This window comes from Lysobacter sp. M15 (genome assembly GCF_022662515.1).
Classification (GTDB): Bacteria; Pseudomonadota; Gammaproteobacteria; order Xanthomonadales; family Xanthomonadaceae; genus JAKPBU01.
Genome location: NZ_JAKPBV010000007.1, coordinates 56925 through 76206, shown reverse-complemented (window position 1 = coordinate 76206; position 19282 = coordinate 56925). Strand labels below are relative to the sequence as shown.

The following is a 19282-nucleotide window of genomic DNA, read 5'->3' as shown; positions in this document are numbered from 1 at the left end:
GGCGTGACCGTTGCCGCGGTGGTGTCGCGTTGGGCCTGGTGCGGGATCGTCCGCGCGCGGAGCATGCCCATGCCCAGATTCATCATCGAACGCGAGATTCCCGGCGCCGGGGCGCTGCCGCCGGAGGAACTGCGCGGCATCTCGCAGAAGTCCTGCGACGTGCTGCGGGAGATGGGACCGCAGGTGCAATGGGTGCGCAGCCACGTCACCGCAAACAAGGTCTATTGCGAATACATCGCCCCCAGCGAAGCCGAGATCTTCGAACACGCGCAGCGCGGCGGCTTCCCGGCCAACGCCGTAAACCGGGTCACCGCCACCATCGACCCGACCAGCGCGGAATAACGTCGGGCTTCACGCGCGCGCGGCGCGAATGGCGGCGATGCGCGCCTTGCGCAGGGCCGCGCCGAAGGCCGGGCCCTGCAGGCCTTCGGCGCCGATGTCATCGCTGCGCACCGCCTGGGCAGCGGCATGCAGACGTACCAGTTCGGCCGCCTGCGGATATGCCTGGTCCTGCAGTCCGGCACGTCCGCGCTTGTCGGCTTCGCAGGCGACGGCCAGCTGGGCGATCCGCGCAGGCTTGCGGAATGCATCGCAGCGCACCAGCAGGTCATGTACGGTGCTGTCCTTGAGCTCGAGCAGGCGGTGCACATTGAGGTGTTCGCGGCAGGCCATTTCGGCCAGCTGGCGGTGTTCGGTCGGCACCCGCAGCCGGTCGCACAGCGCGCGCAGCGGCGCCAGGCCGCGGTGTTCGTGCATCAGGTGCCTGGGCAGTTCCTGCGCGGGCGTGAGCGCCTTGCCCAGGTCGTGGGTCAGCGCGGCGAAGCCGATCACGGCATCGCCCGGCGCCAGCGTCGCGGCCATGTCGCAGACCAGCTCGACGTGCACGCCGGTATCGACTTCCGGATGGTATTCGGCCCGTTGCGGCACGCCGTAGAGCGCATCCGCCTCCGGCAGGACCACCGCCAGCGCACCGGCATCACGCAGCGTGCGCAGAAATGCAGATGGCTGCCGGGCTGCGAGGCCGCGCACGAGTTCCTGCCAGATGCGCTCGGGGGTGAGTGCATCGAGTTCGCCGCCTTCGACCATGCTGCGCATCAGTGCCATCGTTTCGTCGGCGATGCGGAAGCCCAGCGGCGCCAGCCGGGCCATGAACCGCGCCGCGCGCAGCACCCGCAGGGGATCCTCGACGAATGCCGGGCCGACATGGCGCAGCACCCGCGCATCGATGTCGCGCACGCCGCCGAACGGATCGATCAGGTCGCCTTCCTCGCTCTGGGCGATCGCATTGATGGTGAAATCGCGCCGCGCCAGATCCTCCTCGAGCGTCACCGAGGGATCGGCGTGCACCACGAAGCCGGTGTGGCCGCGCGCGGACTTGCGCTCGGTGCGCGCGAGCGCGTATTCCTCAGCGGTTTGCGGATGCAGGAACACCGGGAAGTCGCGCCCGACCTGTTTGAATCCGGCCGCCAGCATCGACTCGACGCTTTCGCCCACCACCACGTGATCGCGGTCGCCGCCTTCGATGCCGAGCAGGCGATCGCGGACCGCGCCGCCGACGAGATAGCTCTGCATGCGGACAGCCTTGCCGGAGCCGCTATTTCGACGTGTTCTGCGCCAGCACCGCCATGATCTGCGCGGCACCGCCGCCGCGTTCCAGATGCAGGTCCAGCGGCGCGGCCTGGCCGTTGATCCAGATCCGCAGGTCGGTCTCCAGTTCGAAGTGGCCCGCGGTTTCGAGCGCGAACATGTTGATGGCGCGGTAGGGAATGCTGCGGTATTCCACCTTCTTCGCGGTCACGCCCTGCTTGTTGACCAGGATCATGCGCCGGTCGGTGAACACAACCAGATCGCGGACCATGGCGAAGGCGCGCTGCAGGGTTTCGCCCGGCGCCAGCAGCGGCGCGAATTCCTCCGCGATGGCGTCGATCGGGGTCTCGCCAGCGTGGCCGAGGAGGGTGTCGATCAGGCCCATATGTGTGACTCCTGGTGGAGGACGGGCATTGTAGGAGCACGCTGTGGGAAAGCGGCTGGAGACAGCGGTTTCGTGGGAGCGGCCTTGGCCGCGAATGCTCTTGTTCTATTGTCCGGAGCAAAGGCATTCGCGGCCAAGGCCGCTCCCACAAAGGCGCCCGACCTACCTCGCCAGCGGGCAGCTGAACTTCTTGCGCGGGCCGCTGCGCCCATGCATGCGGTCGGTCAGGCGCAGGGCATCGCCCTCGCGCTTGTCCGAAGCGCTCATGCGCCAGTCGTACACGGTGGAGAAGGACAGCACCCGCGCCACGTAGTCGCGGGTTTCCTTGTAGCTGATGGTCTCGATCCAGATGTCCGGATCCATGCCGGGGCGTTGGGTCTTCCAGCGGGCGAGCGGCGCCGGCCCGGCGTTGTATGCGGCGATCACCTCATAGGGCTTGCCTTCGTATTTGTCGAGCAGCTGGCGCAGATACGTGGTGCCCAGGACGATATTGGTGTCCGCGTCGTACAGGCTCTGCGCGCCGCCCCAGGGCAGGCCGGCCTTGCGCGCGACTTCGGCGCCGGTGCCGGGCAGCACCTGCATCAGGCCCATCGCATTGGCGGGCGAGCGCGCCCGGGGATCGAACACGCTTTCGGCGCGGATCTCGGCCGCCACCCAGGCCGGATCCAGCCGATGCTTCGCGGCTTCGCGCCGGATCGTATCGGCGTGGTGGATCGGGAAGCGCAGCTGGTACAGCCGTGTTTCCTCGGGATAATTCTTCCCGCCGACGTTGACCAGGCCGAACACGCCGCGGTCGAACCAGCCGCCTTCCTGGGCCACGGCGACGGCCAGCCGGCGCTGGGCCTGGTCGAAGCGCGACAGCGCGTCCTCCCACTCCTTTTGCGCCCAGGCCTTGCGCTCGGCGCGGAACAGGGAAATCGCGCGGACCAGGGCAGGATCGCGCGCGACGGCGGCTTTCGCTGCCGCGCTGTCGTCCGGTAGCCACGGGCACAGCGCATAGGGCTGGTCGAGCCGGTCGGCGGCGAGGAAGCCGTGGAAATCGGATTTCTGCGCCGCCTTGCGATACAGCGCCTGCGCGCCGGCCTTGTCGCCGGTGAGTTCCGCGGTGCGGGCCTCGAACCAGGTCCAGCGCGAATCGCTGCGCTGCTTGTCGCTCATCCGCCGGATGGCATCCAGCGCTGCGCGCCAGTCGCTGCGCGCCAGGGCTTCGCGCACCCGCCATTCGTGCAGGCGCTCGTCGTAGGCGGAAGCAGGCACCGCGGCCAGGCGACGCGCCGATTCGGGTTCGTACGAGGCCACCGTCCACAGCGCGATCTGGTAGAGGACGCGAGCGCGGTCTTCTTCGGTGAAGCCCAGCGCCTGCGCGTACTTCGGCAGTTGCGCTTCGGCGGTGCCCGGCACCGACTTGCCTAGGCGGGCCAACCCATACGAGGCGATCAGCCGGCTGCGTGCGGTCTTGGGCCAGTTCAGTGCGCGCGGGTGGATGGCCTGGACGAAGGCGGCGTAGTCGTTGGCGAGCGCGGCTTCGTCGGCGGGCAAGCCGGCGGCGGCGCTGCGCATCACTTCCGGGTCCCATTCGGCTGCGGCTTTCTCCAGGCGTTCCCAGCGCAGCGCCGGGGTCAGGCCGCCGCGCATAGCCAGCGCCGCGAATGGCTCGTCGCATTCGCTGGGGAAAGCCTTGGCGCTGCTGCGCCACAGCGCCTGGGCATCGCTCACCCACTGCGCGTCCGCCGCACCGGCGGCCAGGCGTGCGTTGAGCTCCGCGCAGCGCAGCGACGTGCTCCGCACCTGGGGCGACCAGGCTGCGCGGAAGCCCGCCCAGTCCTTCACCCGAGAACGCGAGGCCAGCCAATCGGCCCGGAAGGCCTCGGCCAGCGGCTGGCCGCGATAACGGCCCAGGAATGCCTGGGCCTGCACGGGCAGCATCAGGTCCATGTTCCGCCGCAGCGCGGCGTATTCCACCCAGCCGTAAGCAGGATGCGTGGCGATGCCGGGATGCTGCGCGGCATCGAAGCGGCCTGCTTCCGCCGCGGCGATCGCGGTGCCGAGGACGGTGTCGTCGGGCGGGCGTTGCCCGAACACGGGCGAAGCGATGCCGCACAGCAACAGGGTCAGTGTCGGCAAACGTCGGGCAATCAAGGATTTAGCGGGGGATCGGGCAGGCATCGGGCGACTATAGCCGAGCGATGTGCAGGCGATGCCGACGCTGCGTTGGCTGCCGCCGTAACGGGACGTGGTCGGTTCAGCAAATGGATGCGCTCCGCCCGCGCGCCTGCAACGTACGCGGCGGAGGTCGGCGCTGCAATGACACACTGCACGGCATCCGTCCTGGGTTGCCAACGCATGGAATACGTCGCCTACCTCGTCCTCGGCGCGATCGCCGGCACGCTCGCAGGCCTGCTCGGGATCGGCGGCGGTCTGGTGCTGGTGGCGGCGCTGGCCTGGATCCTGCCGCTGCTGGGCGTGCCCGCCGAGGCTGCCATGCACGCCGCGCTGGCGACTTCGATGGCCAGCATCGTCCTGACGGCCGCGTCCTCGGCGCGTGCCCACCACCTTCGCGGCAGCGTGTTATGGCCCACTGCCGCCTGGATGGTGCCCGGCGTGCTGGTGGGTGGCTGGTTGGGCAGCCGCTTCGCGATCGGTCTGGATGGCGACGTGTTGCGCTGGTGCGTGGCGGGGTATTGCTTCGTCGCCGCCGCCCAGCTGCTGTTCGGACGCGATCGGGTGCGTGCCGACGGTGCGCCCGCACCGCGCGGGCCCGGCTACACCGCGGCGGGCGTGGGCATCGGCGCGGTCTCGGCGGTGGTCGGCATTGGCGGCGGCAGCATGACCGTGCCGCTGCTGGTCTGGCGCGGGGTGGCTCCGGTGCGCGCGGTGGGGACGTCGTCCGCCTGCGGCATCTTCATCGGCATCGGCAGTGCACTAGGCTATGCGCTGCAGGCGCCCACCGGCGCCCTGTCGCTGCCTGGCGCGGTCGGCTATGTCTACCTGCCGGCCGCCGCCGGCGTGGCCGTGGCCTCGGTACTGGCGGCGCCTTACGGCACCCGGCTGGCCCATCGTCTGTCTGGACGGGCGCTCAAACGGGTATTTGCGGTGTTCCTGATCGCGGTGGGTTGCAGTTTCTTCTTCCAGTAAGCGGTTACATCCGAAAGGGACTTGCCGAGCCTTTACGAAACGTTTACAAACCTGGTCAGGCCGCGTGACAGGGGACGCGGACGCATGTTCATCCACAGGTCCGGGAGAGAACCCATGTCCACCCCACGCCGCCATCGGCTGGCCACCGCTGTCCAGATTTCGCTGCTCCTGACCCTGCCGGCGCTGGCCGCCGCGCAGGAACCAACGCCTGCTCCGGCTGCGCCCGAGACTGCCGAGGAGGCCCGCACCCTCGACACGGTGGTAGTCACCGGCACCCGCATCCGCAGGGCCGAGGTCGAGGGCCAGGTACCGGTGCAGGTGCTGACCCGCGAGGACATCGACCGCTCGGGCCAGACCTCGATCGGCGACATCGTCCAGGAACTCACCGGTTCGGGCTCTGCGCTCAATACCAGGTTCAACTCGTCCGGCAACTTCGGCTTTTCGCCCAACGGCGACGGCGTGGGCGCGGGTTCGGCCCAGGTCGACCTGCGTCACCTGGGTCCCAAGCGTGTGCTGGTGCTGGTCGACGGTGTGCGCTGGGTCAACGAGTCCTCCGCCTCCGGCGTGGGCGCGGCGACCGACCTCAACACCATTCCGCTGGCGATCGTGGAGCGGATCGAGGTGCTCGAGGACGGCGCCTCGTCGCTGTACGGATCCGATGCGATCGCCGGTGTGGTCAACATCATCACCCGCCGCAATTTCGAGGGTGGCCAGGTCACGCTCAACTACGGCCAGTACGGCGAAGGCGATGGCGCCACCAGCGGGGTCGATTTCGCCTGGGGCCACACCACCGACCGCAGCAGCCTGTTCGTGGGCGTGAGCTACGTCGACCAGGACGTGGTGTATTCCAAGGATCGCGAGCAGTCCAGCTTCCCGATTCCCGGCACCGGCCTGACCTTCGCCAGCTCCGGCACGCCGAACGGCCGTTTCATCTTTTTCCCGGGCACGCCCAGCAGCGCATGCCCGCTGACCGATCTGGACGACGATCCGGCCACGGCTCCGGTCGCGTTCTGCAACATCACCACGCCCAACGGCAGCAGCTTCAGCCCGATCCCGGTCTATCCGGACGATTTCATCGGTTTCGGCACCGCCAACCGCTTCAACTTCGCCCAGTACAACCTGCTGGTGACGCCCTCCAAGCGCACCGGTGTGTTCGGCCAGTTCCGTTTCGACATCAACGACGGGCTGCAGTGGTACGTGAAGGCGTTGGCCAACCGGCGCGAATCGGTCAACCAGGCCGCGCCCGAACCGATCTTCCTCGGTCCCGACGCCGGCACCGGCAATCCGCTGGCCGACAACATCAACATTCCCGCGAGCCATCCGTTCAATCCGTTCGGCATCGACCTGAACTCGCGCGGCCCCGACGCCAACCTGGTGCTGATCGGGCGCCGGCCGGTCGAAGGCGGACCGCGCATTTTCGAGCAGGAAGTCAACACCCAGTACCTGTCGACCGGACTGGTGGGCAGCTTCGACGCCGCCGACCGGCTCTGGTCGTGGGACGTGAACCTGGCCTACAGCCGCAACAAGGCCGAGCAGACCAACTATGGCAGCTACAACATCCGCAACCTCGCGCTCGGCCTGGGCGATACGCTCGCCGACGGTTCCACCTGCGCGACCACGCCCGGATGCGTGGACGTCAATATCTTCGGCGGTCCCGGCACGCTGACCCCGGCGATGCTCGCGTGGATCCAGCCGGTGGTACGCGACGAGAGCGAGCAGAAGCTCTCGCTGGTCTCGGCCAACATCTCTTCTGACCTGTTCGAGGGCTGGGCCGGTCCGATCTCGTTCGCCACCGGTTACGAGTACCGCAAGTACGAAGGCTGGTACCAGCCCGATCCGATCACCGTGGCCGGCTTCTACAACGGCGTGCCTTCGCTGCCGACCGAGGGCGAATACGACGTCAACGAGGCCTATCTCGAACTCAACATTCCGCTGCTGAGCGATTCGGCCTGGGGCAAGAGCCTCGACCTGAGCCTGGCCGGACGCTACTCGCGCTATTCCACCTTCGGCAGCGAGTTCACGCCCAAGTACGGCCTGCGCTGGCAGCTGACCGACGAGTTCCTGCTGCGCACCACGTTCGCCAAGGGCTTCCGTGCCCCGTCCATCGGCGAGCTGTTCGGCTCGGCCAGCCGCGCCGACCTGCAGATCGACGACCCCTGCCTGATCGGGCTGGATGGCTCGCCGCCCACCGGCAATGCCGCCAACTGCGCGGCGCTGGGTGTGCCGGGCGGTGCGCAACAGTCCAACGCGCAGATCTCGGTCACTACCGGCGGCAACGAGGAGCTGGATCCGGAGCGCGCCAACAGCTTCACCGCGGGCATGGTGTACAGCCCGGGCTGGGCGACCGACGCGAGCTGGTCCGAGCGCCTCGATTTCGAGGTGACCTACTACCGCCACGACATCGAAGGCGCGATCCAGGCCATCGACGCGCAGACCCAGCTCAACCTGTGCGTGGAAACCCTCGATCCGATCTACTGCGATGGCATCACCCGTTCCTCGGTGGGCAGCATCAATGGTTTCGCCAACCGGCTCACCAACCTGGGTTCGATCCGGACCAGCGGCTGGGATGCCGATCTGTTCTGGACCCTGCCCACGAGCGATCTGGGACAGTTCAAGCTGACCTGGCAGAACACCTTCGTCAGCGAGTACGAGGCCATCGGCGCGGCCGGGCAGGTGCAGCCGCGCGCACCGGGCATCGAAGTCAACGACAGCGCCATCCCGGAATGGACGTCGACCGCGACCCTGGACTGGAAGCGCGACGCCTGGAGCGGAGCGTGGACGGTGCGCCACATCTCCGACCTGACCGAGAATTGCGGCGATGCGGTGGATTTTGCGGTGTGCAGCTCACCGGACACCGGCACCAACGATCTGCCGGACACCACCTATGTCGACGTGCAGCTCGGTTACAAGTTCGACCTGCTGCAGGGGCTGCAGCTGACGGCGGGCGTCAACAACCTGTTCGACCAGGATCCGCCGATCTGCCTGTCGTGCTCGCTCAACGGCTACGACGCGTCCACGTACGACATTCCGGGCGGTCGCTTCTGGTACCTGCGCGCCGATCTGCGGTTCTGATCGACCACGGCATGGCGTGAATCCAGCGGGCGGCGATGCGAATCGCCGCCCGCTTCATTGCGACCGTCGCGGAGCGGATCCGGCTTTGTAGGAGCGACGTCGGTCACGAGCCTGCCTTCGGGCGACCGGCGTTTACCTGAAGCGCTTGGCAGCGATTGAAGTCGCGACGGTATCGATTCACGCCGAGCGAAAGCCGCGACTTCGATCGTTCCCACGGAAAAGGCGCGCGACTGACGTCGCTCCTACGGCAGGGTGGTCAGGCCTGCAGCGCCGCTTCCGGCACGTCGAGTTCGATCGACAGCGCGAGGTGATCCGACGCGGCCGCGGCCAGCGCGCGATGCCCGGTACAGCCGCCCAGGCCCGGGGTGACCAGGATGTGGTCGATGGCGCGCTGCGGACGCCAGCTGGGGAAGGTGGCCACCACGCATTCGGGCGGCTGCAGGCGCGTGCGCCTGTACAGCTGCAGCATCTCCGCCGAATCCGGCGGGCAGTTGAAGTCGCCCATGAGCACGGCGTGCTCGTGCTGGTCCAGCACGTCGGCGATGAAATCCAGCTGCGAGCGCCGCGACTGCGCGCCCAGCGACAGATGCGCCACCGCGACGACCAGTCCCGCATCGCCTTCGCCGAACTGCGCCAGCAGCAGGCCGCGCCCGGCGATCCGGCCGGGCAGGGGATGGTCGGTGACGTCCACCGGTTCGAGCTTGCTCAGCAGTCCGTTGGCGCTGGAGGCGACGCCGCCGACGCTGCGATTGGGCTGGTGGCTCCAATAGCCGAAGCCGCCACGCTCGGCCAGGTAATGGGTCTGGTTGGTGAAGCCCGAGCGCAGGCTGCCCGGGTCGCTCTCGTTGAGGCCGACGATGTCGTGTTCGGCCGCCACCTCGGCGATCGCGTCGAGCGCGCCGCGCTTGCGCCCCGCCGGCAGCGCATGCGACCAGCTGCGGGTCACGTAGTCGCTGTAGCGGCGGGTGCTTGAGCCGGCCTGGATATTGGCGCTGAGCAGCTTGAGGCGGCGCGTGCTGGGCGGCATGCGGGTGGGGCCCGGCGTGGCCTGATGCGTCAGTTCCCGCTGGCCGCCGAGCGTTCCATTGCGATCAGCTGGTTGGCGATACGGACCTGGTCGGTGCGGGTGGTGCCGCCGGTCACGCGGTATTTGCCGGCCACGATCAGCGTGGGCGTGCCCTCGACGCCGCTGCGCTGCGCAAACTGCTTGGCCTTGGCGAGCTTGCCTTCGACCGCGAAGCTGCCCATGGTCTCGGCGAACTGCGTCGGGTCGGCGCCGTAGGCCTGGTAGAACCGGCCGATGTCCTGCGGCGTGTCCTGGCCGCGCTCGCCCTTGAGGCTGCGGTCGATGTGGATCGCGCGGTACAGCGGGTCGTGGGTCTTGTCCTGCAGCCCCAACGCCTGCGCGGCGTAGAACGCGCGCGCATAGGTATCGAATGGCCCGCCGAACTGGGCCGGCACGTAGACGAAGTTCACGTCCGCCGGCAGCTTGGCTTTCCACGCGGAAATCAACGGCTGGAACCCGGCGCAGGCCGGGCAGACATGGTTGAACACCTCGACCACTTCGATCTTGCCGGCGATCGGCTCGAACGGCTGGCCGTTGGGAATCACCACGTAGTCGGTGCCTTCCACCGGCGGCGGACCGGCTTCGGACAGGAGCTGCGAAATCTCGGCGTCCGCGGCCCGGGCCTGTTCGGCATCGGCGGCGCTGGCCTGGGCCGGCGCAGCGGTCTGGTCGGCAGCGGCAGGGGCGGCGGCCGGATCGGCGGTTTCGGGCGCCTTCGGCTTGCATGCGGCCAGGCCAACGGCGAGCAGCAGGGCGAACGAAAGCATTGCGAACGATCGACGGGTCATGCGTAGTGCTCCTGCAAACGTTGCCGCTAGGTTATCAGCGGGCGGGTGTACGCAGCTGCGCGATCACCGCATCGGCATTGCGCAGCAGTTCTTCGAGCGAACGGCCCAGGATCCGGTAGCGCCCGTTGACGATGAGGGTGGGCGTGCCCTCCACGCCGCTGCGCACGGCGAACTGGTGCGCCTCGGCCAGGCGGTCGGCCAGCGCCGGGCTGGCCATGGTGGCGCGCAACTTGGCGGCATCCAGGCCGCGCTGGCCGTACCAGGCGCTGAGTTCGTCGATGCTGGGGTTGCGCGGCACCAACTGCTCGTCATGCACCGCCACGAACAGCGGCGCATGGACTTTCGCCAGGGCACCTGCAGCCTGGGTCGCGAAGAAGCCGCGCGCGAACGCGTCGTCGCGCCCGGAGGGCAGGGGCACGTAGCTCAGGCGCACGTCCTTGGGCAACTTGCGCTGCCAGGCCTCGACCATGGGCTGGAACCGGGCGCAGTGGTCGCACCAGTAGGCGAAAACCTCGGCGACCTCAATGCTGCCGGCCAGCGGCTGATATGGGGTGCCGTCCTCGATCAGGGCGTAATCGCGGCCTTCCACCGCGGGTGCCGGCCAGGCGAGGACGGGCAGCAGGGCGATCACCAGGGCGAACAGCACGGCTAGGCGTTTCATGGTCGGCGTTGCTCGAGATGTGAGACCGCGGGCAAAAGAATGCCGGCACAGCGGGCTGGCCGGCGGAAATTCTGCAAGGGAGCTGTTCGGGATGGGACCGCGCGCAGCGGCGCGAGTTCCTTCGCGGCGGAACAACTGCCCTATTGCGCGGTCTCGGGAGCCGTCGGGGCTTCGTCTTCGGCCGGTTCCGGAGTCGTCGGTGCCGCGGCCGGGGTCGGGGCAGCGGGAGCGGCAGGGGCGGGCGCCGCTGCGACAACCGTGCCTTCGGGCGCTTCATCGCTGCGCGCATGCAGGCCTTGCAGGAAGCTGCCGAGCGACTGGATTTCCTCGTCGGTGAGCGACTTGGCCACTGCGGCCATCGTGTCGAACAGGGCCGGGTCGCGTTCGTTGGTGGTGCCCGCGCGGTATTCCTCGAGCCGACGTGCGACGTACCAGGCCTGCTGGCCACCCACGTGCGGGTAGGCCGGGCCAGGATTGCCGGCACCGGCAGGGCCGTGGCAGGCCATGCAGGCGGGAATGCCGCGGGCCGCATCGCCGCTGCGATAGAGCTTCTGCCCGACTTCGTAGAACTTCATCCCGGCATAGGGCCCCTCCGCGATCGCGGTGTCGTCGGCGATGCCGGCGCCCGCCTTCTGGGTGGCGTAATGGGCACCCAGGTCGCGCATGTCCTGCGCGCTCAACGGCTGGGCGAAGGGGATCATCAGCGCCGCGCTGCCGCCAGTGCGCACGCCCCCTTTGAACAACGCTAGCTGGCGCGCGATGTAGCGCTCGCTCTGGCCGGCGATGCGGGGATACAGGTTGGGTGCGGCAGCGGAGTTGCCGTCCAGGCCGTGGCAGGCCGCGCAGGCACCGGCCAGGGCCGCGCCTTTCTTGGGATCGCCCCAGCGGGTCTTGGCCAGCTCGGCCACCGCCGATGCGTCCAGCGGCGCGGTTTCCACCGGCCCGTTGTCGGGCAAGGGGGTAACCGTGGTCTGGGCAAAGGCGACCGCGGCGACGGCGACGATGGCCAGGCCGGCGATGGCGAAAGCGCGAGCGTGGCGCATGGAGGCTCCGTGATCCCTGGGCGGCGCGCCGACGGCACGCACAACGACTGGAAATTATCGTTGGCCGCCGCAAGCGGCGTCAAACCGGAACGCGCCGGGAGGAAAAACGTACGCGGATGGGGGCGCCGGCGGCTTCCAGAGGAATTCCATCCGGCCTCCAGCCGCTGCCATGCGAAGCTAGGCCGATGAGCCAGCCCAATCCCTTCGCCCGAGCCGACTATCTGCTAGCCGCCCACAACGCCCGCCAGCTGCCGCCCGACGAGGGTCTGGAGGTGGCCTTTGCCGGCCGCTCGAACGCGGGCAAGTCCAGCGCGCTCAACGCGCTGTGCGGGCGAAACGCGCTGGCGCGGGTGTCCAAGACGCCCGGCCGCACCCAGCAGCTGGTGTACTTCAGCCTGCCGCCGCACGAGGGCCGCTACCTGGTCGACCTGCCCGGCTATGGCTACGCCAAGGTGCCGCAGGACCTGCAGGCGCATTGGCAGGCGTTCCTGGACGCCTGGTTCGGCAGCCGCATCGGGCTGCGCGGGCTGGTGGTGGTGATGGACATCCGCCACCCGCTCAAGGAATACGACCTGCAGATGCTCGGCTACGCCATGCAGCGCGGCCTGCCGGCGCACGCGCTGCTGACCAAGGCCGACAAGCTCAGCCGCGGCGCCGCTGGCAACGCAGTGCTGGCAGTGCGCAAGGAGCTGCAGGCGCGCTGGGGCGATAGCGTCGGGGTGCAGGCGTTCTCGGCCGAATCGAAGCAGGGCGTGGAAGAGGCGCGGAAAGTGGTCGCGGGCTGGCTGGAGCTTTAGCCGCCCTGCCATCCCGGAAAAGCAAGAACCCCGCACTGGGCGGGGTCCTTGCATGCGTTGCAGATGCCGGCGATCAGAACTTGTAGGTGACGCCCAGCAGCGCCGTGCGTCCGTACTCGTTGAACATCCGCGGCAAACTGACGAAGTCCGGGAAGTATTCGCGGTAGGGCTCGTTGGTCACGTTGTTGATCTGGAACAGAAGCGACAGCCCGTTGAGTGTGCTGCCCTCCGGGAAGGCATAGCCGATCTGGAAATCGACGATGTCCTCGTGGTTGATATAGCGATCCTGGCGGTCGTTGCCGAAGCCGGTGACTTCACCCAGGAACGGCGAACGATGGCGGCGGCTGACGCGGGTCGAGAAGCCGTAGCGCTCGTAGTACAGGGTGACGTTGGAGACTTCCTTCGACAGGCCGGGCAGGTCGATCGCGGGCCCTTCCGGATCCGGCTTCACGCTGCTGTGGGTGGTCGAATAGCTGGCCTGGATGCCGAAGCCCTCCAGCGGCGCCCATAGCAGGTCGAACGGCACCGATACCGCAGCCTCGAAGCCGTACAGGATGCCGCCGTTGACGTTCTCCGGCCGGGTGAACTCGCCCACCGAGGAGATCGGGCAGATCGGACGCGTGCCGCAATCAGGGTTGCCGAAATCGTAGGGCACCGTGGTTTCGCGGATCCAGGTGTGCAGATCCTTGTGGAAGCCAGCCAGCGAGAAGTAGCCGCGGCCGCCGAAGTATTTCTCGTAAGAGAGGTCGAAGGCGGTTGCGCGCCAGGGCTCGAGCTCGGGGTTGCCGCCGCTAGCGGTCCAGATTCCCCGATCGTTATTGATACTGATGTTGTTGTTGGCGCGCATCTGGTCCATGCGCGGCCGCGCCATCTGCTCGCCAAGACCCACGCGCAGGGTCTGGTCGTGCGGCAGACTGAAGGCCAGGTTCAGGCTCGGCAGGAAATCGGTGTACTTAGCCCCGCCGCTAAGCGGGATCGGGTTGTCCGCTTCGGAGAACGGCACCTGGTAGCCGCTCGAGGATTGATCCGCACGCACCATCTGGAAGCCGACATTGCCGCGCAGCGGGATCGAACCCCAGTCGGCGTTGATGTTCCACTGCACGTAGCCGGTGGTGAGTTTTTCCTCGACGGTCCAGTTCTTGTTGGTCACGTCCTGGTGGATCAGCTGGTCGACGTCGTACAGCCCCATGATCTGGTCGAGGTCGTAACCGATGCTGCCGGGGATGCCGGTGAAGCCCAGATCGGCCGGGTCGAGCAGCGCACCGGACGGGATCGCGACTTCATCGCCGTCGCGCAGGCGCAGGAAGGCTTCCAGGCCGCTCTCGCGGGTCTTCTCGCGGTCGGCGAAGTTCACGCCGAACTCGAAGCTGCTGAAGATGCCGGTTTCGAAGCTGCGCTCGGCCGACAGGCGCAGCGAGGACAGCTTGTCCTCCACTCGCGGCACCTTGAGGAAGCCGTCCTGGCCCCAGCCGCCCGGATCGGTCAGCACGATGTTGGCCGGGTCGCCGTAGTCCTCGCCATAGCTGAACTGCGGCAGGCCGCTGCCGCCGATCACGAAATCGACCGTATCGAAGGCGTCGGGGTTGCTGGCATGTCCCAGGCCGGAATACGTCTCCAGAATCGTCTCTTCGCGCTCGGCCTTGGAAAAGCTCACGTCGGCCACCGCCGACCAGTTTTCGTTGAACTCGAACTCGTTGCGCCAGCCGGCGGCGAAGATGGTGTCGTCCTGGGTGTTGCGGTCGTTGCGCAGCACGGGGCGCACGCCGGTGAAGGTGCCCGAGACCACTGCGCCGTTTTCCACCACGGCATTGCTCAGGGTGGCGCTGGACCAGGCGAGGCCAGTCTCCATGAAGCGCAGGGTCTCTTCCTTTTCAAAGGTCGAGTAATACAGGTCGAGGATGCCGTGGTAGAAGTCGTTCGGCTTGAACTCGACGGTGGCCATCAGGCCGTCGCGCACGTTGTCGACCGACGAGACCTGCGATTTGAAGCCGCCGAGGATGCGATCGCCGTCCGCGGTGGTCGGGTAGCCCCAGGATTCCCAGCGATTGGCCTGTCCGGGCGAATCCAGACGCGCATAGCCGATCGCCACGCCGAGACGGCCGTCGAGGAACTGGTCGATATATGAGCCGCTGACGCGATAGCCCGTGTCGTCGCTCTCGGGGTTGAGCTTGCCGAGCGAATTCTGCTCGCCGCGCACGTTGAACGCCATGACCCGCTCGTTGAACGACAGCGGTCGCACCGTCTGCAGGTCCACCGTGCCTGACAGCCCCTGGCCGATGAGCGACGCGTCCGGCGTCTTGTAGACGACCACCGCGCTCATCAGCTCCGATGGGTACTGATCGAATTCGACGCCGCGGTTGTAGCTCACGCTGACCTGCTCACGGCCGTTGAGCAGGGCGGTGCCGAAATTCTCCGACAGGCCGCGGATGTTGATCGTCGACGAGCGACCCGCCACGCGCTGGGCCGTGAGGCCCGGCAGGCGTGCGATCGATTCGGCGATGCTCACGTCCGGCAGCTTGCCGATGTCTTCGGCCGAGATCGCCTCGACGATCGAGTCAGACGACTGCTTGGTGTCGATCGCGTTTTCGATGCCGCGGCGAATACCGGTGACCACGACCGCGTCGAGTTCGGTGGCCTCCTGGTCGGCGGTCGTGGCAGTCGTGGCCTGGTCGGTCGACGTGTCCTGCGCCTGCGCGTTGGCGGCCAGCATCAGCGTTGCCGAGGCCAAAGCCACGGACAGCAGGTTGCGCTTGAGTTGCATCGTTGTTTCCCCTCCCAGGGCCCCTGGCACCGTGACCGCATGCGAACGCGCACGCTAGGAATTCACGGAACCGTAACGTTGTGGCCATGGTAGTCGCGGGCACCGCCGTGCACCGCTGCCTGCATACGTATTCAATGTTCAGGCCGCAGCTCGCGCAACTTGAACATGCACTGCTGCAACGCAGCAATCAGCGGGCGCGCACTCCCAGCAGGAAGATCAGCGGGATATCGACCCGCGCGCGCCACGCCCGCTCATGATGCTCGGCGCCCGGGTAGACGCGGCTGATCCAGTGGCTGCCTTCCCGATAGCCGCCTTGTCGCAACGCCGCATCCATGCGCTGCTGGTAGGGCGCGTAGTTTGCATCCAGCGTGACCGTGCCATGGTCGAAGTACAGCCGGTGGGTACGCGGGTTGGGCAGGTGCGCGCCGAACCAGTCGACCATTGCACCATCGCCCGCCAGCCAATGGGTCGAGAGGGCGCCGGCGCCGCCGAACACCTGTGGATGCTCGGCGATCGCGTAGAGCGAGATCATCCCGCCCATGCTCGAGCCCATCACGAAGGTGTCGTCGCGGCCAGGCAGGGTGCGGAAGTCGCGATCGATCGCCGGCTTCAGTTCTTCCACCAGGTAACGCAGGTAGGCGTCGCCCAGCATGTCGCGAGCAGGAACTGGCGGATACGCATCGACGCCGGTGGCGACCGATTCGCCGTTCACCGCTTTCTGCGGCATGTATTCGGCGAAGCGTTTGGGGGAGTTCCAGATGCCGACCACGATCGCCGGCCGCACTTTTCCCGCTGCGATCAGCCGGGTCATGGCCTCGTCCACGCCCCAGTCGACCCCGGCATAGGTGTGCTTCGGGTCGAACAGGTTCTGCCCGTCGTGCACGTACAGCACCGGATAACGCCGGCGGGCGTCGGAGTCGTAGCCGGGTGGCAGCCAGACGTCGACCTGGCGCGCCGCGACGTGTCGCGACGCCAGCGCCGGCAGCGTACGCAAGTCGCCGGTGACGCCTGCGGGTGGCGGCTGCGGCGATGGTGGCGGGGTGGCGGCGGCTGGGGTCGGCCCGGATGGTGCCGGAGTGCTCTGGCAGCCGCCGAGGCATGCCAGCAGCAAAGCGCAGGCAAACCGATGTGATGGTTTCATGTGTCGAGCCGGCGAGTGCAAGTGAAGAAGCCGTTGATGGTCAGCCGGCCGCGACTCGGATCGTCGTCGAGCAGGTCCGGGCGTGCGATCTCGCCGGTGTGCAGGATCGTGCCGGAGTAGAAGATCAGTCGGTTCCAGCGGGCCGGGATGCTGAGCACCTTGCGGAACCAGTCGTTGGAAGCGGTCATGTAACCGGGAGCGATGCCGTACTCGGCCGCGAATCGCACTGGCGGCAGAGTGCTGGCAGCCTGCTTCATCGCAGCGATCTCGGCCAACGGACGGCTGGGCACGTAGAACCCGGTCCCACCGAGGTCCGGTTGCCGGAACAAGTACAGCACGCTCGCCAGGATGCATTGGCCCGGCTCGAGTCGGGCGTTGTCGACGTGGCACATCCATTGCAGCGGATGCAGTTGATCTGGCTTGCGCGTGGTGAGCGACAGCCGCGCCCGGCTGTCCAGAGTGCGGCGGCCGCCCAGGGCAGTGCGCACATGCGTGTTGAAGTAGCGCGCGAACGCCTCGAGTAGCGGCTGCGGGAAGCGCAACTCCGGCCCGGGGAAGGCATTATCCGGGAAGTCCCGGAACTGGTCGCGATGCGCGACCGCGTACTCGACCCAACGTTCCGGCTCCAGCAAGGCGTCGTCAATCACGTAGCAGGCGTGCCGCGGCGTGATCGGGATGGCCTGGATTTTGGGGTTGGGCTTGAACACGTACGGTGCCTAACGCGGTGCCACGAAGCGGATCGCCTGTCCGCCGCCCGGCGCCAGGCGCAGGGTCAGCGTGTCCTTGGCGGTGACCTGGCGTGTCTCCTTTTCGAACCTGAAGCGCTTCTCGCCCTGGTAGCTGCTGTCCTTCGCATCGCGATAGATCTGCGCCTCGTAAGCCCTGCCTGGTTCCAGAAAGTCGAGCCTGACCTTGAGCGTGCGCGGGTTCTCGTCGGTCACGCTGCCCAGGTACCAGTCGGCGCTGTTGCGGTCCTTGCGCACGATGGTGGCGTAGTCGCCGACCTCGCCATTGGGCACGCGCGTGATTTCCCAGTCGGCAGGTACGTCCTTGATGAACTGGAACGCATCCATGTGCTTCTCGTAGTTTTCCGGCAGGTCGGCCGCCATCTGCACCGGGCTGTACAGCACCACGTACAGCGCCAGCTGCTTGGCGATGGTGGTCTGGATCGGCATGCCGTTCTTGCCCACCAGGCTGAGCACGCCGGGGGTGAAGTCCATCGGGCCCGACAGCATGCGGGTGAAGACCAGCATCGCCTCGTGCTCGGGTGGATTCGGCGGTTCGCCCCAGGCGTTGTACTCCATGCCGCGCGCGCCCTCGCGCGAGATCCAGTTGGGATAGGTGCGGCGCAGGCCGGTGTCCTTGATCGGCTCGTGGGCGTTGATCGCGATGTGGCGTTTGGCCGCTTCGGTGACGACACGCAGGTGGTGGTTGGAATTCCACTGGCTGTCGTGCCATTCGCGGATGACCGGGCCGTTCTTCTTCTCCTGGCGCTCGATCTGGCCGGCGTCGCAGACATAGCCGGTCTTGATCACGTCGATGCCCAGCCGCTCGTACAGGGCGAAGGCGTCCTTCATCTGCCGCTCGTAATGACTCACCGCGCAGGCGGTCTCGTGGTGGCCGATCAGGTGCACGCCCTTGGACCTGGCGTAGGCGGCGAGCTTTTCCAGGTCGAAATCGGGTGTGGGCTTGAGGAAGTCGAACACCCAGCCGTTCGCGAACCAGTCCTTGTCCCAGCCCGTGTTCCAGCCTTCCACCAGCACGCCGCGGAAGCCGTGCTCTGCGGCGAAGTCGATCATGCGCGTCGTGTATTCGGTCGTCGCGCCGTGCTTGGGGCCGACGCCCCAGCTCTGCGTATCCAGATGCATGCCCCACCACACGCCGACATACTTGGCCGGCTTGAACCAGCTCACGTCGCCGAGCTTGTTGGGTTCGTTGAGGTTGAGGATCAGATTGGACGACTCGTACAGCTTGCCGGCGTCGGCCGCGATCTGGATCGTGCGCCACGGCGTGTGGAACGGCGCCTGCTTCAGCACGGCGCCGGTGGAGGTGGGCGACAACACCGCACGGAACTTGCCGCTGTCGATGCGCTGCAGCCACATGCCGGAATAATCGACCAGCGCGGCCTCGTGGAAGGCGACATGGGTGCCGTCGCCGAGTTTGATCGTGATCGGCGTGTGCGCGATGCCGACGTTATCCAGCGGCGTCGTGCGGTAGATCTGCTCGTAGCGGTTCCATTCGCCGGCCGGGATCCACCAGGCCTTCGCCGATGCAGGATCGGCCAGGGTGAACTCGGTGAACTCGCCCTGGATCGCTAGCTCCTGCTGTTTCGGCTGCTTCGGGAACTCGTAGCGGAAGCCCACGCCGTCGTCGAAGACCCGGAACACGATGTCCATGCGCCGCTGGTCGCGGCCGGTTTCGGCGAACTGCGTGCGCAGTTCGTTGTAATGGTTGCGCACGGTCCTGCTCTCGCCCCAGGGTTGTTCCCAGGTGTCGTCGACCGTCGAGGTTTGCTGGCCCTGCAGCTGGAACCAGGGGAACAGCTGCGCACCATCGCGCAGGCGCAGGCCCAGCAGCGAGTCGGTGATCACTGGCTTGCCGTTGCGCTGCACCCGGTAGCTGATGCGGCCTTCCTTGGACAGGTCGATCTCGACGTTGAGTACCTTGCCCGGAGAGGCCACGGTGGCGATCGTGGCAGCGTGCACCGGCAGGCTGGCACCGGCGAACGCCAGGACAGCGGCCAGCGGTATGCGCAACCTGCGTTGCCTGGTCTGGGCTGGCACGGTCATGGCGTTCTTCCTCTGCTGCGGTTCGATGAAAAGGGTGGTCCGAGGCTGTCAGCGACG

General features: G+C 67.5%; 15 protein-coding genes. 4 read left to right on the top strand and 11 right to left on the bottom strand.

Annotated elements, in window-relative coordinates; all coding sequences use genetic code 11:
- The first annotated feature begins 69 nt into the window (after positions 1–69).
- On the top strand, positions 70–342 hold the full coding sequence (locus tag MC380_RS06600; RefSeq protein ID WP_242163772.1) for a DUF4242 domain-containing protein: 273 nt from the start codon (positions 70–72) through the stop codon (positions 340–342).
- Between the two features lie 9 nt (positions 343–351).
- Here the strand turns inward: MC380_RS06600 and MC380_RS06595 are convergent, their stop codons facing one another.
- The 3 genes from MC380_RS06595 to MC380_RS06585 all read right to left on the bottom strand — a co-directional run bounded on the left by MC380_RS06595 (position 352) and on the right by MC380_RS06585 (position 4096).
- On the bottom strand, positions 352–1572 hold the full coding sequence (locus MC380_RS06595) for a multifunctional CCA addition/repair protein (RefSeq protein WP_242163770.1): 1221 nt from the start codon (positions 1570–1572) through the stop codon (positions 352–354).
- Positions 1573–1594: 22 nt separating this feature from the next.
- On the bottom strand, positions 1595–1972 hold the full coding sequence (locus tag MC380_RS06590; protein ID WP_242102383.1) for a PH domain-containing protein: 378 nt from the start codon (positions 1970–1972) through the stop codon (positions 1595–1597).
- 162 nt (positions 1973–2134) lie between these two features.
- Positions 2135–4096, bottom strand: coding sequence for a transglycosylase SLT domain-containing protein (locus tag MC380_RS06585; RefSeq protein ID WP_343223545.1), 1962 nt, complete (start codon positions 4094–4096; stop codon positions 2135–2137).
- 219 nt (positions 4097–4315) lie between these two features.
- Here MC380_RS06585 and MC380_RS06580 point away from each other — a divergent pair, with 219 nt between their 5' ends.
- Both MC380_RS06580 and MC380_RS06575 read left to right on the top strand, forming a co-directional pair.
- Positions 4316–5107: a sulfite exporter TauE/SafE family protein gene (locus MC380_RS06580; protein ID WP_242163766.1), complete on the top strand. Its 792-nt coding sequence runs from the start codon at positions 4316–4318 to the stop codon at positions 5105–5107.
- Positions 5108–5221: 114 nt separating this feature from the next.
- The gene (locus tag MC380_RS06575) at positions 5222–8179 is read left to right on the top strand and encodes a TonB-dependent receptor (RefSeq protein ID WP_242163764.1); all 2958 of its coding nucleotides are present in this window, start codon (positions 5222–5224) and stop codon (positions 8177–8179) included.
- A gap of 256 nt (positions 8180–8435) precedes the next feature.
- On the opposite strand, the gene MC380_RS06570 is transcribed toward MC380_RS06575, so the two are convergent.
- The 4 genes from MC380_RS06570 to MC380_RS06555 all read right to left on the bottom strand — a co-directional run bounded on the left by MC380_RS06570 (position 8436) and on the right by MC380_RS06555 (position 11737).
- Positions 8436–9206 (bottom strand): endonuclease/exonuclease/phosphatase family protein, encoded by a 771-nt coding sequence (locus tag MC380_RS06570; protein ID WP_242102387.1) that lies wholly within the window; start codon positions 9204–9206, stop codon positions 8436–8438.
- A 29-nt stretch (positions 9207–9235) separates the two neighbouring features.
- A complete protein-coding gene (locus MC380_RS06565; RefSeq protein WP_242102388.1) occupies positions 9236–10033 on the bottom strand; it encodes a thiol:disulfide interchange protein DsbA/DsbL in 798 nt (265 codons plus the stop codon).
- Between the two features lie 34 nt (positions 10034–10067).
- Positions 10068–10694: a thiol:disulfide interchange protein DsbA/DsbL gene (locus MC380_RS06560; protein WP_242163763.1), complete on the bottom strand. Its 627-nt coding sequence runs from the start codon at positions 10692–10694 to the stop codon at positions 10068–10070.
- Positions 10695–10834: 140 nt separating this feature from the next.
- Positions 10835–11737: a c-type cytochrome gene (locus tag MC380_RS06555; protein ID WP_242102390.1), complete on the bottom strand. Its 903-nt coding sequence runs from the start codon at positions 11735–11737 to the stop codon at positions 10835–10837.
- Positions 11738–11922: 185 nt separating this feature from the next.
- Here MC380_RS06555 and yihA point away from each other — a divergent pair, with 185 nt between their 5' ends.
- Positions 11923–12534, top strand: a complete 612-nt coding sequence (yihA, locus tag MC380_RS06550) for a ribosome biogenesis GTP-binding protein YihA/YsxC (RefSeq protein WP_242102391.1) — start codon at positions 11923–11925, stop codon at positions 12532–12534.
- Between the two features lie 73 nt (positions 12535–12607).
- Here yihA and MC380_RS06545 read toward each other — a convergent pair whose 3' ends face one another.
- The 4 genes from MC380_RS06545 to MC380_RS06530 form a co-directional block, all read right to left on the bottom strand.
- The gene (locus MC380_RS06545) at positions 12608–15295 is read right to left on the bottom strand and encodes a TonB-dependent receptor (RefSeq protein ID WP_242163761.1); all 2688 of its coding nucleotides are present in this window, start codon (positions 15293–15295) and stop codon (positions 12608–12610) included.
- A 187-nt stretch (positions 15296–15482) separates the two neighbouring features.
- Complete coding sequence (locus MC380_RS06540) at positions 15483–16436, bottom strand: alpha/beta hydrolase-fold protein (protein WP_242102393.1); 954 nt, start codon at positions 16434–16436, stop codon at positions 15483–15485.
- Positions 16433–17143: a DUF6445 family protein gene (locus tag MC380_RS06535; RefSeq protein ID WP_242163759.1), complete on the bottom strand. Its 711-nt coding sequence runs from the start codon at positions 17141–17143 to the stop codon at positions 16433–16435. Before MC380_RS06535 ends, MC380_RS06540 begins: the two co-directional genes overlap by 4 nt.
- Positions 17144–17152: 9 nt before the next feature.
- Positions 17153–19225, bottom strand: a complete 2073-nt coding sequence (locus MC380_RS06530) for a glycoside hydrolase family 97 protein (protein WP_242163756.1) — start codon at positions 19223–19225, stop codon at positions 17153–17155.
- Between the last annotated feature and the right edge of the window lie 57 nt (positions 19226–19282).